15 protein-coding genes are annotated in these 13,723 nt (G+C 28.0%); 6 read left to right on the forward strand and 9 right to left on the reverse strand.

Translation table 11 applies throughout. The features are described from left to right. Window positions 1-136: 136 nt before the first annotated feature. Window positions 137-1,345: an anhydro-N-acetylmuramic acid kinase gene (locus EV145_RS21050; protein ID WP_133527154.1), complete on the reverse strand. Its 1,209-nt coding sequence runs from the start codon at window positions 1,343-1,345 to the stop codon at window positions 137-139. A gap of 285 nt (window positions 1,346-1,630) precedes the next feature. Between EV145_RS21050 and EV145_RS21055 the strand changes: the two genes are divergently transcribed. From EV145_RS21055 to EV145_RS21080, 6 genes are all read left to right on the forward strand, one after another. Continuing rightward, window positions 1,631-3,286 carry a P-loop NTPase fold protein gene (locus tag EV145_RS21055; RefSeq protein ID WP_133527155.1) on the forward strand — a complete coding sequence of 552 codons (1,656 nt, stop codon included), beginning with the start codon at window positions 1,631-1,633 and terminating at the stop codon, window positions 3,284-3,286. A gap of 156 nt (window positions 3,287-3,442) precedes the next feature. Further along, window positions 3,443-4,993: a hypothetical protein gene (locus EV145_RS21060; RefSeq protein ID WP_133527156.1), complete on the forward strand. Its 1,551-nt coding sequence runs from the start codon at window positions 3,443-3,445 to the stop codon at window positions 4,991-4,993. 524 nt (window positions 4,994-5,517) lie between these two features. Beyond that, window positions 5,518-5,808 carry a hypothetical protein gene (locus tag EV145_RS21065; protein WP_133527157.1) on the forward strand — a complete coding sequence of 97 codons (291 nt, stop codon included), beginning with the start codon at window positions 5,518-5,520 and terminating at the stop codon, window positions 5,806-5,808. Window positions 5,809-6,086: 278 nt separating this feature from the next. After that, window positions 6,087-6,548 carry a hypothetical protein gene (locus EV145_RS21070; protein ID WP_133527158.1) on the forward strand — a complete coding sequence of 154 codons (462 nt, stop codon included), beginning with the start codon at window positions 6,087-6,089 and terminating at the stop codon, window positions 6,546-6,548. 109 nt (window positions 6,549-6,657) lie between these two features. Next, complete coding sequence (locus EV145_RS21075; protein ID WP_133527159.1) at window positions 6,658-7,011, forward strand: hypothetical protein; 354 nt, start codon at window positions 6,658-6,660, stop codon at window positions 7,009-7,011. Window positions 7,012-7,088: 77 nt separating this feature from the next. Continuing rightward, a complete protein-coding gene (locus EV145_RS21080; RefSeq protein WP_074656283.1) occupies window positions 7,089-7,310 on the forward strand; it encodes a hypothetical protein in 222 nt (73 codons plus the stop codon). Window positions 7,311-7,453: 143 nt separating this feature from the next. Here the strand turns inward: EV145_RS21080 and EV145_RS21085 are convergent, their stop codons facing one another. The 8 genes from EV145_RS21085 to EV145_RS21120 all read right to left on the reverse strand — a co-directional run bounded on the left by EV145_RS21085 (window position 7,454) and on the right by EV145_RS21120 (window position 13,723). Beyond that, window positions 7,454-8,587, reverse strand: coding sequence for an SH3 domain-containing protein (locus tag EV145_RS21085; RefSeq protein WP_133527160.1), 1,134 nt, complete (start codon window positions 8,585-8,587; stop codon window positions 7,454-7,456). A 96-nt stretch (window positions 8,588-8,683) separates the two neighbouring features. Beyond that, the gene (locus tag EV145_RS21090; RefSeq protein ID WP_133527161.1) at window positions 8,684-9,076 is read right to left on the reverse strand and encodes a hypothetical protein; all 393 of its coding nucleotides are present in this window, start codon (window positions 9,074-9,076) and stop codon (window positions 8,684-8,686) included. A gap of 216 nt (window positions 9,077-9,292) precedes the next feature. After that, window positions 9,293-9,883: a hypothetical protein gene (locus EV145_RS21095; RefSeq protein WP_133527162.1), complete on the reverse strand. Its 591-nt coding sequence runs from the start codon at window positions 9,881-9,883 to the stop codon at window positions 9,293-9,295. Continuing rightward, window positions 9,880-10,551 (reverse strand): hypothetical protein, encoded by a 672-nt coding sequence (locus EV145_RS21100; protein WP_133527163.1) that lies wholly within the window; start codon window positions 10,549-10,551, stop codon window positions 9,880-9,882. The genes EV145_RS21095 and EV145_RS21100 overlap by 4 nt, the downstream gene beginning before the upstream one ends. A gap of 9 nt (window positions 10,552-10,560) precedes the next feature. Further along, on the reverse strand, window positions 10,561-11,142 hold the full coding sequence (locus EV145_RS21105) for a hypothetical protein (RefSeq protein ID WP_133527164.1): 582 nt from the start codon (window positions 11,140-11,142) through the stop codon (window positions 10,561-10,563). A 16-nt stretch (window positions 11,143-11,158) separates the two neighbouring features. Next, on the reverse strand, window positions 11,159-11,899 hold the full coding sequence (locus EV145_RS21110) for a hypothetical protein (RefSeq protein ID WP_133527165.1): 741 nt from the start codon (window positions 11,897-11,899) through the stop codon (window positions 11,159-11,161). Window positions 11,900-12,021: 122 nt separating this feature from the next. Continuing rightward, window positions 12,022-12,660 (reverse strand): hypothetical protein, encoded by a 639-nt coding sequence (locus tag EV145_RS21115; RefSeq protein ID WP_133527166.1) that lies wholly within the window; start codon window positions 12,658-12,660, stop codon window positions 12,022-12,024. Window positions 12,661-12,862: 202 nt separating this feature from the next. Beyond that, the gene (locus tag EV145_RS21120; protein ID WP_133527167.1) at window positions 12,863-13,723 is read right to left on the reverse strand and encodes a hypothetical protein; all 861 of its coding nucleotides are present in this window, start codon (window positions 13,721-13,723) and stop codon (window positions 12,863-12,865) included.

The following is a 13,723-nucleotide window of genomic DNA, read 5'->3' on the forward strand; positions in this document are numbered from 1 at the left end:
TTAAAATCTATGTTTCTATGTGTTTAAATTTTTAACTTATTTTTTTGCCACGAATTACACGAATTTCCACTAATTTTTATACTCAATACTGCAAAAAAATAATTCGTGAAAATTCATGAAATTCGTGGCAAACCTATCAATCTGGTAAGGAGATTTTTCCCATTGTTACTGAGGGAATTCCTTTTTTTGTGCCAAAATTATAATTTCCGCCTGCTACGGTTTCATTAGCCAAAACAGCAAATAAAACCGCTTCTTTTGCGTCGCCTGAAATGCCAAGATCGTCGCTTTTTTGAAACGGGCACGACAATAATTCCTTTAACCACTTTACCAATAACGGATTGCTTGCGCCTCCGCCCGACATATAAACCGTGAATTCTTCGATTGGCGTTCCCGTGTTTTTTACCACAAACAGAATCGCTTCAGCAATCGTTTCGGCGCTTAGTCTTGTTAAAGTCGCCAGCAAATCTGGTGCCGAAATGTTTTCGAGTTTGGTTTTTGCCAAAGCCGAATTGACAAAAGCTTTATTGAATAATTCCTGACCGATGGTTTTTGGAAAGCTTTTCTGGAAGAAAGCATTGCTTTTTAATTCCGTTAAAAGGGTTTGGTTTACGGTTCCGGTTTGGGCGATTTCGGCATCTTTATCGTAACTTTTTTCAGGGAAAAAGTGTTTCGTGAAAATGTCCATTAACGTATTGGCAGTTCCGGTATCGGTTACAAAAACGTCGCTGGCATTTTGGGAAGCGGGTAAATAAGTGAAATTCGCGATACCACCCATATTGAGCATAATGCGGTTTTCGCCTTTTTTGCTGAACAACAAATAATCGCCGTAAACCGCCAAAGGCGCACCTTCGCCACCGCCTGCAACGTGTTTTTGCCTGAAATCGGATAACGTAATAATTCCGGTTTTTACTGCAATATGATCGCCGTCGCCAATTTGCAAAGTCGCATTGGGGAATTTTTCCTGCTGATGCAAAAACTTCGGAGCGTGTAAAACCGTTTGCCCGTGTGAGGCAATTAAGTCGACTTCGTGCGCGGGAATATTCCATTTTTGAAGACAATCGTTGACCATGCCGGCGTGCAAAAGACCGATCCATTCGTTTAATAAAGCCAAATGCTGAAAATCGATGGTTTTCTGTGCAAACACTTTACGGATTTCGGTTTTTATGTCTTCGGTATAATTGATGGTTTCGAATTCCAGAATTTTCACAGCGGTATTTTCGCCCGCACCAGAAATAGCACAAAGCGCAATATCCAATCCGTCAAGCGAAGTTCCGGACATTAAACCTATTATTTTTCGGGTCTCTTTTTGAGCGATTTCAAAAAGGGCACTTATATTTTTATTCATTAAAATACTGTTTTAAGGAGGTGTTTTATTTGGTAATGCTAAAATGGGATTTATTTGGGGATAAATTTAGGGAAAGTTGGGGATTTTTTTTGGTTGGGGAAAAGGGGTATATGTACTTGGTGGTTTTGCTTTGATTTATTGGTATACTTGTTTGATAATAAATCTCAGATATTTATGGTTTTCCATAAATCAGAAAAGGGTTGAATGTTGATATTTGTTTTTTGATTTAAATACATATAAATAATTAATTGTTTTCCTTTAATTTTTAAAAAAAAAAATGCAAAAATGAGTGAAAAATACAAATTTAAAATTCTAAGAGAAGAGGTTGAAGCTAAAGATTTTTACGAAGAACAAACTCATGAAAAAATTAAAAAATCGTTATTTAATTTAATACAAAATGAGGATGAGGGTATTACTATTGGGCTTTCTGGACCTTGGGGATCAGGAAAGTCAACGATAATTAATTTGCTAAAAAAAGAGGGTGATTTTTTGTTTTTTTATTTTGATGCTTGGGCACATGAAGGAGATCCATTAAGAAGAATTTTTCTTGAAAGCTTCATAAATTGTTGTAAAGAAGAAGAAAGTAACGAAGACATACTTAATAAACTAGAAGAAAAAAGAGCAATTATTTCAAGAGAAAAAAGAATTAAAAAAACTGAAATAAAAAGATCGACAACAAAGCTTGGTCTTTTTCTTGCAGTTTCAACTTTCATTTTAAGTATTGGATTAGCTTTTCTATCGTCAATAAATTATGAAAATTTAACCTCTACTTATACTGGATCAATAAATCTAGCTTTTTACACTGGTGTATTATTTTCGTTAACTCCTTTTTTCGTTTTGTTGATCAATTATTGTCATTTAAAAAAAAATAAAAAAGATGTAAGAGATTTAAATTATTGGGCTTTTGTGCAAAATAATTCGAATGAAACTGTAATAGAAGACGTTAGTAGTGATGAAGAAAGGAGTTCTATTGAATTCGAAAGGTATTTTAAAGAAATCTTAGAAATCAATAACTCTATTAAAAAGAGAAAAATAATAATTGTCCTTGATAATTTAGATCGTGTGGATGCTGAAGTTTCATTGAAGATTTGGTCAACTTTACAAACATTTATTCAGCATAAAAATCCAGCTTCTAAAGATTATGAAATTTTTAAATTTATTTTTACTGTTATTCCATATGATGAAGAAAGCTTAATGAAAATTTGGGAGAGCTATAAAAAAGATGAAGAATCTATTGATAACAACTTTGCAAAATCCTTTTTTGATAAAAGTTTCCAAGTTAGAATTGATGTCCCAAAACCTATTGTTTCTAATTGGTTAGACTTTATAGATAAAATGATTGAAAAAGCATTTGAAGTTTGGCCAGAAGAAGAAAAGAGAGTAATAAAAGAAGTGATCGAAAAAACAAGAAAAAATGTTTTAGATAATCCAAAGCCAAGAGAAATAAAAACATACTTGAATCAAGTAGGTTTTTTACGGAATCATTTTTTAGAAGATATTTCTACTAAAAATATTGCGTTTTATTGTTTTAAAAGATATTTACAAGGGAAATCAAATGAACAAATTTCAGATTATTTATTACAAGTAGAAAAAATTCCAGTTGAGGAAATTAATTTAATTGAAGATGATACTATTCAAGAAATTTCTGCAATTGTATATGGCGTAGCCAAAGATAAAGGGCTTCAGCTATTACTTTCCCCAAAAATAATGAATGCTTTAAATCTAAATAAGCCACATGAATTAAAAGAATTAGCGATAAATCATAAAAATGTTTTTTGGTCAATATTTAAAAAAATCATTTCTGATACTAGTGACTTTCAAAAATACTTGGAATATAGTACTCCTATAAATATTTCTTTTGAAGAAATTAATAAAGATGTTGAAGCTAATTTTATTAGTTTGCTGGTAAGATATTTAGATGCAATTAAACAAGCTGATTAATTATTTGATGAAGGTTTTTTTACTAATATTAAAAGTACAGTAGATTTACTAGTTAAATATAAAAAAGAATCGAAATTATTTAGACTGTGGGATTTTTGTACTCTAACATATACTATACAAGAAAATAATAATGAAATAAATTATGCTCATAATGCAATGTTTACTAATATTTTATATCATATTAAAAGTAGTTCTAATGTAGTTCTTAAACAAAAAAAAATAGATATAAGCTTAGGCAATTGGAAAAATATTAATGAACAATCTAATTTTTTAGACCTTTCAAATTTAGTACAGCCTTCACCTAAACTTGCAAATGAGATTAAGGATCTAATTAAGCCAGGAACGCCAATAACAGAAGAAGATTATTTTTTAATAAGTAATTGTATAACAATACAAGTCAAAGATTTTAAATCAATTATATTAAATTTTCAAAAGTATATTCAATGGAACAATGGAAGTCAAAGTGGAAACATTTTTAGTTTTCAATCCATTGAAATATTACAAAAACTTTATTATGCATATTATACAGAATACGATTTTAAGGTTCTTTTTACCAGTCCTGAACTATATTCCGTTTGTTATTATACAAACTCAGAAAATGAAAATATAATCAAAATCATATCTACACTTTGTAGTTTACATTTTAAAGAGAAAATTTTCACCATCGAAAATGAAGTGGGGCAGACAAATTATTATGCTAGTTTATATTTCCAAAACATTAAAAATTACTGGTTAGTTTCTGATATAGGAAATGCTAATTTCACATACATTGAATATAAAGAAAATAATTTGCTCAAAAATATTTGGTCACTCACAAATGACAAAAACAATTTGTTGACTTTTGATATAATTAATTTGATGATAGAAAATAAGGATGAAAAAGAATTTGAAGTTGAAAACGCATTTGAGATTTTGGATAATTTAAATAATAATTGCCAAGATGATTTTGATATGCCAGAAATTATCTCCTTATTTTATAAAAATTCAAAAATTGAAGAAGAAATATTGGAGATGGATGACTTGCAATTAAAAATTAATAACTATTTGATTTATAAAATTATTCAATTAAGTAATTCAGAGAAATTATTGAAAAAAGTCCAAAGTGCATTAGATGAGATTGATGAGAAGGATTTACAAAATTCTCTTCAAGAAAATGATTATCTGTTTGATATATTGTTGCTTATAAAAAAGAAGTACAATGATTTTTCTCTAGGACTTTCCTTAAATAATGTGCTTTATGAATTTGTGAAGGATACTTTAATAAAAGGCAATACAATTTTTACGTTAGATGATTGGCAAAAAGAAAATTGGAGTAATATAATAAGATTACTTGATGAAAGAAATTTTAAAAATTTCTCTGATAGAATAACAAAATTAGCTTTAGATGAAAAAGAAAATCTATCAGAGGTTTTTTTTGAACTTAATAATGAATTTATAAATAAAAATTTCCTTTTTACTTTGTTAAATAAAGATATTTCAAGTTTCCGATTATATATTCAAATTGCCCTTCAAAATCCAATCGATATTGAAAAATTAAAATTTATTGAAAATATTTTGAAGCTGGAAAATAAAAAAGAAATTAAGTTTGGGCGGGATTTGAAAGAAATTATAAAAGATTCTATTCTTACTATTTTAAATGATAATGATAATGATATTGTAAAAAGAATTTCAAATGTAATAGCAAACAGATTCTCTATTAAAAATTAACCCCTGCTGGCGCGAGCGTCCCGCTCGTGCGCACAATCTTTATCAGTAAAACAATCTAAATGTTCACGAGCGAGACGCTCGCGCCAGCAGGGAACTGGAGGAAAATCTCTTTGTAGTCGTTGTAGTAAACTTTAAATTTTTTAGCCACTCTAACAAAGTGGCTTTTTTTATTAAGAAAGCAATTTCTTCTAAGCTTTCTTATGAAATCGAGATCCCTAGCCCTGATGGGAGCGACATCCTTTTGCGCCGGTCCCGATAGCTATCGGGAGGCACAAAAGATATAGCGGACAGCAAGAATCAGCTCCTAATTAAAATTAAAATCCCAAATACGTGTTTGAAGTTCGGGATATTTCAAACTTTTGTTATACTCGCTAATTTTTTTTAAATTTGAGTAAATGAATTACTCAAATATTCATTGAAATCTTCTTAGATACAGAAAAAACAATCGGATTCATTATGTTTTCAGACTCCAATATCGATAAATTTATATTAGACTTATTCGGGAAATTATACATCATTAAGACATGAGTTACGAAAAAATCAAAGAAGAATTTATTAAAAGTGCGGAAGCGTATATAAACGCAAAGCGCCAGCCGTTTGAAAAATTATCAGGTATGGAACTAGTAGATGCAAAATCTCAGTATCTGGATGATTTTCAAGGTTACATTACGCACCTTAACTTTACATTGAATGCATTGATTGAAGAGCATTCGATAACTTTTCAAACCCTTGAAGAGGCAAATGCTTTTCAAGATTACATGAAACCGACTTTTGGTAGTATTGCGACAAAGTTTACAGAAGGACTTGTTGATTAAATTTCTTCAAAGTCGTTATAAGTTAATAATCCGATAGCGTGTATTTGAAATCAGCGTTTTAGCTTTCTTAAATAAATTTTCAAAAAAAGAGAAAATTTTCGTTTTCAAAAGCCTTCGACTCCGCTCAGGGTGACAATCGTGTCGTGAGATTGTAAAGTTTTCATAAGACAAAAAAAGCTGTTTTCTAAGGTGTTTGTTTGGGTTTGGAGGGTTTCTTTCTAATAACATATATTTGTTTAAGATTTTTAAAAAAAGTACAGACAGAATTAATTAAAAAGATGAAACAGTTTAAAATTCAATTTATAATTTCAACAAGTATTATTTTAATAATTGCCTTCCTTGTTTCTATAAGTGATTCGGTATGGCTAAAAATGTTAGTTATACCATTACTGTTTTTATCTGCTTTGGTAAACTTAGTGTTTTCAGTGGTTTTGTATTATCTGAATAATAAAGTGTCGGTCTTCGTTTCATTAGGAATCTTCATAATAAGTGCATGGCTTTTAAGGGTAATTAATAAAAACTATGACGAATTCAGTAATCATGAAAACTGGCAGTTTTACCATCATCAACAAATAATTTCAACTAAATTAGATTTAGTTATTGCCAAAAATTTGGATTGGTTTCAATTTTATTTAGCCCTGATTTTGCTAAACATTTTTTCGGGTTTTATTGCATTTTTAATAAGTTACTTTGGAGAAAGAAAAAATGAAAAGCTGAATTTAGAAGAAGAAAATAGTTAGTAAACCCCAAGCTAGCCAGAGCCTTTTGTTCGAGCGTTCAAAGTAAATCAGGCGAGATACTTGTGCCGACTTCAGGATGTATATAATAATTAGTAATTAAATGTCAAAAATGGATTTAATAAAAATTCAACAAGATATTTGTAGTAAATACGAGTTTAGATTTGAAGCTTGTGAATTGCATCTAAAAGTTGGAATCGATTTGGATATAAAGGAAAAAAGCAAAACAATGCCAATACACGCATTGCGACTTCCAATGGTAGGTGATACAACAGGTTGGTATATTTGGTCAGGAGAATATTTAGAAGATGATGACTTTTTTAAGCCAATGCATACAGTACATTTAGAAGAGTATTGTCCGTTGATACTTCCTTATTTAGGATTGCCACCAGGAACCAGACTTTTGATTGCTGAAAATGGAGATTATGTTGATGTTTGGGAAGATTTGTCTTTATTGAGTGTTTAAAGTATTATAAAATGAATATTATCAACTGATTGGGAAATATATTTCTTAAATTAGAGAAACAATTAAATTCAACAAACATGAATCCATCAAAAATAATAGGAATAATTCTAATTGTTATTAGTCTCGGTGTGGGATATATAGGTATCAACAAAATAGCTGATAATACAAAAGAAATTAATTTATTAGGACTAAAAATTAATGCTTCCAACGAATCCGGTAAACAACAGGGATACCTTTATTTAGGGCTGGGCGTCATTTTACTTGTGGGCGGAATTTACACTGTCAACAAATCAAAATAAAGTGATATAAGTAGGGATTGTACATATTGTATGAGGGGATTTTTGGGTAACTATTTCTTGTCCCCGTGCTGGCGTGCGTCTCGCTCGTGCACGTAACTATTTTACATTCTAAATGTCAACGAGCAAGACGATATCAATAATAGTTATTCAATTTTTATCTTGGTCTTATACACGTAACCTTTTTTGCCTTCTTTAGTTTGCACAAGCCACCAATCTCCTGAATTGTCTAAAATTTCTACCGAATCTCCTGTATTTATTTTTTGAATTACTTCTGAATCTGAACTTCTTTCTTTTCTGAGATTTGTATAACCATCTTGGTCATTTATGATTCCAAATGAAATAGATTGTTCTTCTGATTTAATGGCACGATATATCTTTGTGTATTTTTGAATCATAGGAAAATTAAAATCCTGTAGTTTATTTAGCAAATTTGAATCATCTTCATATAAATTATTTAGAGCTCTATACGCCATATTGGTTTCTGTATCTTCATCATCATGTATTTTAAGAACTACTTCTAGTAGGTAGCCTAGAGTTTCATAAAATAATTTATCAGAAATAGAATTTTTTATATCTGTTTTCTTTTTAAATAAAAAATACGAAAGATCAATTATAAAATCAGAATTTTTTCCAGCGATATCAGAAATCATTTTTTTTCTAATTATTTCTGATTTACTTTTATTATTATACCATAATAAATGAAATTTAAATTCATCGTTAAAATCATCAATATTTTTAATCTTGTTTATTGTATTTTTATTTAATAAATCGTTCTTTTCATAATCAAAATAAATTACAATATTCTCTAATCTATCTGTATCATTAATTATTTTCGAAATTGTTTGTATATCATCATAAAACAAAATTTTATTATAGTATATAAAATCTTTATTAAATTCATTTCCTGTTCCTTCTTTTAATATTTCAGAAAATGCGTCGCCAGCACCATCTATATTGCCACGGTCTAATGAGTAAGTGTCTATAAATCTTTCACTACTAATTGCAATCGCTAAATTTGGTATATCCACATCATTGTAATCTGAAGTATCTATATCAACTCCAAAATAATTAATAACTTTATTTCTAAAATCTTCATGATTTGGATATTTATAGTTATTATCATTAAGTAATTTATTCATTAATGGTATGTATCTTTCATACAATTTATCTTGATATAACTTTGTTGGTTTACTAGATTCCATTTCTTCTTTTTTTGTTTTAGAATTACAACTAATTATTAAACTAGTCACAATTATTAGAATAATTATTTTTTTCATTACTATTTACTGTTTTGCATCTTTTGAATAATTCCCCTGCTGGCTCGAGCGTCCCGCTCGTGGGCACAATCTATTTAACTAAAAAAGTCTATGTGTTCACGAGCGGGACGCTCGAGCCAGCAGAGGATTAATTTTTAACTTGGAAATCGCAAATGCCTTTCCTTCATAAGGATAATGCATAAAATTAGCTTGCTTATCTGAAACAAAATCTTCGGTGTTTTTATGGAACAATCTATTTACATCTGATAGATTACTTTTTATAATACTATGATAACTTAAAAAGTTATCTAATTTTGTTTGATAATAATTGCTTTTTGGCAGTGTATCGATTTTGAAACAATAAGGAAGAAATATTTCTGTTAATTGCTTATTATTACTCTTTATTGTCTCAGTATTTCTTGAATTTTGTGTGTTTTTTAAACTATTCGTTTTATTATCATATTTACATGATAACAAAATGAACATTAATATGAATGCTAAATTTTTCATTATTCATTTATTTGGGAATGATAAACGCCAGATCTCCTAAGTCTTCTCGAAACGTAAAGTACACTTAGAAGTTTTGCTGTGTGAAGTCTGCCGACTCCATACCCGTTCTTATATTTTTTTTACAACTTAAGCCTTCTTTTAATAACTGTATTTGTTAATCTTTGTCGCTTCGAAGTAGGGAGACTTTGCAGAGCGCAGATTACTTTATTTATTAAATCAATAATAAAGTTTATTTTTTTCCATTTCAACGTCCAGCGATTCATCAAGATAATAAAGCGAATCTGTTTCAATTTTTCCATTTTCCAATATTTTATTTTTTGCATATAAAATATAACCTACAGATTTGTCTACAGAGGAGGAAAAATATTTAATTTGCCAAATTTCATTATGCTTTAGATCTAAATAAGATAAAGAAGTATAATTACTAGGTTCATGGTGTAGGTCCTTGACATTTTTATAAAACTCAATAGAATCTTTCTTTATATTATTAATTAATGTGTAAAGAACAATTCGATATTTTTTCCCTTTATTTATAAATTGCTTTTCAAATTTGAATTTGATATTATCCTTAAGTTGAGAAACATTCCTATATTTAAAATTTGAATATTTTTTTTGATATAATTTATTCTGCGTACTCAATATTGAATAACCGTTGGCCTCATTTAAATTATGGAAATAGTTATTTTCCATAATTATTGAATCTCCTAAAAAGACCTCTTTATTTTGCTTTTCGCTTAACCCATTATTTTTTTTACAACTAAATAAAATAATTACCAGAAATATTACTAATAGAGATTTGGTTTTCATTTTTTATTGAAATATTCATTAAGATTTGTTTTAGATATTCCTAGATAATAAGTTTTATCTTCATCAATTCTAAATTTTTTATAAAATAAAATGCCATTTTCATTTAGATAACCTATGTTTTGTTTTGAGGAGTAAGGATAGTCAACTTCCATATATAAGTTAATTGATTTGATAAATGTTTTTTTATTGAATAATGCTAAATCAATTTTATTGATAACCAACGGCATCTCATAAGCTATACTGTTAATGACCGAAGAGGTTTTAATGTAGAATATCTTTTTTTGATTACTTACTAATGAATCTAATAAACTAAGCGATTCTATTTTACTTAATTTTAAAAGACTATCATTTTTTATATAACTATTAAAAAAAGATTTATTGCTTATTTTTGTACCACTCTTCTCATCAAAATAATCAAGCTTATTAAATTTTTTTTGAAAATCTAAATATTCTTTTTTGATTTTCTTAGCTGTGTCTTGATAGGTGTTTATTTCCCATTCTTTTGGAAAATCGGTATTTTCAACTAAAGATTTTCCAAATTCTTTATAATGAAAGCTCTCATTTTTTGTTTGTTTTTCAATAATGAGTTCATTTTTATTATTTGATATATTGTCTTTTTTACAGCTTGTAAATACTATTAATGGAATCATTAATTTTAAATATCTCATTTTATTTTTTTATGATTTAGTTTTAAAATTATAAAGCTCTAGCTCTAGAGATTCATCAAGATAATAAAGAGAATCTGTTTTGATATTTCCAGATTTTGTTACTTTTTTTTTAGCGAAAGAAATAAAACTCAAGTTTTTATTTGCTTTAGAAGAAAAAACTTTTATTTGCCAGATTTCATTTTTTTTCAAGTCTAAATAAGATAGACAATAATAATCATCCTTGCCTCTTATGTTGGCAATATTTTCATAAAAATCTATTGAGTCCTTTTTTTTATTGTTTAAGATCGTGTAAAGAATGATTCTGTATTTTTTTTCATTTATCACCTTTTGCAATTTAAACTTCAAATTACTGTTGCTGTCATGGACTATATCATTAAATTCCGAATAGTTTTTCTCATATAAATCATTTTGTTTTTTTATTATTGGAAACCCTTTATCTTCAGTTAAATTGTCAAAATATCCTTTTTTGGCTAGAAGTTTATCTCCTAAAAAGTAAGTTGAAATTTGATTTTCCTTTTGATTTTTTGTAAATGCAAAAGAGATTACTAAAAGAGTGGCAAGAAAAATGAATAATCCTAATATTTTTTTCATTATCATTATTTTTACATTAATAACAAAAATTAAATTTGATTAATTTAGAAGAACTATCTCTCCATTTTACCCATTTTGTTACATCTTTATAATTTTCTATATAATCACAGCTCTCTTTTTTTACAGATTTTATTTTCATAGAATCTTCCTTAATCTCTAAGACCTTATACCAATACATTTTTTCTTCTTTACTTACATTATCTGTATTTGATGTCAGTTGTATAAAAGAAGATTTCACATATTCGTTCCAAGTTTCAAACTTATATTTAATGCTTTCTTTTTTTAGAAGCCTTTTTTCTTGATTTATATATACAATAATAAAATCCTTATTTGCTTCTGGTATTTCAGCATCAAAACTAAAAACTTGAAAATCTTCATTAGGTATTATTTCTCTTGCGATTACAGTTTTAGGTAACTTAATCTCATAATTATCTCCTATTTTACTTTTTGATATACTTCCAAATGATGTTCTATTTAAATTTAGAAACTCTAATCTTTGAAAAATAGAAACTATAATCACTCCTTTACCTCTGAGAGTATTTTCAGTATAAAATTTAATTCCATTATGTTCAGAAGTATACATCTCTATTTTATCTAATAAACATATATCTTGTTTAATTATGTTATTTTGTATTTCGTTTTTCTTACCAGTTTTTAAGTCTTCTTTAGTAGTCTCTTTTAGAACCTTCTTTTTGGTTTCATGTATGCAAGAACTAAATAAAATAGCACTTAATATTGTTACATAAAATATTCTCATAATTATTCTTTTATTTCTTTAAATTTTGGGTTATAAACTTGAGTTATTAATTTTTGCATTTATTCCCTGCCTAGAAAAAGTAAATTATGACCACGAGCGAGAGGCTTCTGCCAGCAAGAAGTTTAATTCGAAAATATAAATTTACCAATATCATTTATTTTATATTTATATAGATTTTTGTATTCGATTTCTCCGCAATAGTAATAATCATTAATTGATATTATTTTTTTTTGACTAATGCAGAAATCTCGATAGCCACTGCATTCGCTACTAAATGTAGAAGCTATTATTAGATTATCTATATTTTTTTGATTATGGTCAAAAGTTTGTATTTCTATTCTTGGTTGTATCATTTCAGAATCAAATAAATAAACGAACAGTATAGCTGTGATGTTATTATTAATTTTTAACTTGGAAATTGCAAATGCCTTTCCTTCATAAGGATAATGCATAAAATTAGCTTGCTTATCTGAAACAAAATCTTCTGTGTTTTTATGGAACAATCTATTGACATCGGATAAATTACTTTTTATAATACTATGATAACTTAAAAAGGTATCTAATTTTGTTTGATAATAATTACTCTTTGGCATTGTATCGATTTTGAAACAATAAGGAAGAAATATTTCTTTTAATTCCTTATTATTACTCTTTATTGTCTCAGTATTTCCTGAATTTTGTGTTTTTTTTAAACTATTGGTTTTATTATCATATTTACATGATAACAAAATGAAGATTAGTATGAATGCTAAATTTTTCATTATTCTTTAATTATTTTTATTTCTGAATGATCATATCCTGACAAATGTAAATGATGATGGTGTCTATATCCTTTAGCCCCTGCTGGCGCGAGCGTCCTGCTCGTGCGCACAATCTATATAACTAAAAAGTCTATGTGTTCACGAGCAGGACGCTCGCGCCAGCAGAGGCGAATCTTCAAAAGCAAATGTTTGTTATTCAAATTTAATTTTCACATTTTTCTAGTAAAACAGGATTGTCATTACTAATAATAGGGTCTGTATATTGTCTTTGCTTATTAACTTTGTTATAAAAGCCGAGCCAATTAAATTCGATTTTATCATTCTCCAAAATTTTGATAATTGCAATTTCATTATCATTTAAATAGCTCTCTGAGTAAACATCTTTTGAACCAAAACCATCAAGTCTATTCAATTTATATTTTAAGGTTTTGTCTCCTGCTTTTCCATTAACCTTAGTTAAATGAATATAATAGTTATTGGGTTCAACGCATATTATTAGTTCATTTTCTTTTACTGTTATCCCTATTGGATTATTACAATTTGTTCCCCATTTTCCATTAATAGAACTAACTTTCGTCTCTTTTTCTTTACCCTCGCAACCCTCATAACATTCTTTACAGGACTGTTGCTTATGTATAATCGTATTAGCGTAAAGGCTGTCTATGAATAACTCATTGTTAATTTTCCAATATTTTTTGTTATTATCAATTGCTTCAAAAGTTATACTTTCTTTGCTGATTGCAGTCTTACCAAAAATATACTCGCCAGAATACTTGTATTTATTATTTTCATTCTTCTGTGATAAGACTTTAAACGTATAAAATTCTTGCCCTAAATCATGAAAGATACTATCATGATAAACTATATATTTTTCAATATTTGCATCACAAGGTTGATAAATTACCCTTTCTTTTCCATTTTGACTTACACGATAGAATGTATGCTTTTCAGTATTTGACAAAATCTGACTGTCGTTAATATTGTTTTTATTTGTTTGTTTTTTATCTTGACATGAGGATGCCAATGATATTAATATAAAATATAAAATTGTTATTTTTCTCAT

Source organism: Flavobacterium sp. 245, assembly GCF_004362055.1.
In the GTDB taxonomy this organism is placed as follows: domain Bacteria; phylum Bacteroidota; class Bacteroidia; order Flavobacteriales; family Flavobacteriaceae; genus Flavobacterium.

Excerpts from the sequence above, each read along its gene's own strand:
- EV145_RS21050 (WP_133527154.1), bottom strand. The coding sequence starts at position 1,345 with ATGAATAAAAATATAAGTGCCCTTTTTGAAATCGCTCAAAAAGAGACC.
- EV145_RS21055 (WP_133527155.1), top strand. The coding sequence starts at position 1,631 with ATGAGTGAAAAATACAAATTTAAAATTCTAAGAGAAGAGGTTGAAGCT.
- EV145_RS21060 (WP_133527156.1), top strand. The coding sequence starts at position 3,443 with ATGTTTACTAATATTTTATATCATATTAAAAGTAGTTCTAATGTAGTT.
- EV145_RS21065 (WP_133527157.1), top strand. The coding sequence starts at position 5,518 with ATGAGTTACGAAAAAATCAAAGAAGAATTTATTAAAAGTGCGGAAGCG.
- EV145_RS21070 (WP_133527158.1), top strand. The coding sequence starts at position 6,087 with ATGAAACAGTTTAAAATTCAATTTATAATTTCAACAAGTATTATTTTA.
- EV145_RS21075 (WP_133527159.1), top strand. The coding sequence starts at position 6,658 with ATGGATTTAATAAAAATTCAACAAGATATTTGTAGTAAATACGAGTTT.
- EV145_RS21080 (WP_074656283.1), top strand. The coding sequence starts at position 7,089 with ATGAATCCATCAAAAATAATAGGAATAATTCTAATTGTTATTAGTCTC.
- EV145_RS21085 (WP_133527160.1), bottom strand. The coding sequence starts at position 8,587 with ATGAAAAAAATAATTATTCTAATAATTGTGACTAGTTTAATAATTAGT.
- EV145_RS21090 (WP_133527161.1), bottom strand. The coding sequence starts at position 9,076 with ATGAAAAATTTAGCATTCATATTAATGTTCATTTTGTTATCATGTAAA.
- EV145_RS21095 (WP_133527162.1), bottom strand. The coding sequence starts at position 9,883 with ATGAAAACCAAATCTCTATTAGTAATATTTCTGGTAATTATTTTATTT.
- EV145_RS21100 (WP_133527163.1), bottom strand. The coding sequence starts at position 10,551 with ATGAGATATTTAAAATTAATGATTCCATTAATAGTATTTACAAGCTGT.
- EV145_RS21105 (WP_133527164.1), bottom strand. The coding sequence starts at position 11,142 with ATGAAAAAAATATTAGGATTATTCATTTTTCTTGCCACTCTTTTAGTA.
- EV145_RS21110 (WP_133527165.1), bottom strand. The coding sequence starts at position 11,899 with ATGAGAATATTTTATGTAACAATATTAAGTGCTATTTTATTTAGTTCT.
- EV145_RS21115 (WP_133527166.1), bottom strand. The coding sequence starts at position 12,660 with ATGAAAAATTTAGCATTCATACTAATCTTCATTTTGTTATCATGTAAA.
- EV145_RS21120 (WP_133527167.1), bottom strand. The coding sequence starts at position 13,723 with ATGAGAAAAATAACAATTTTATATTTTATATTAATATCATTGGCATCC.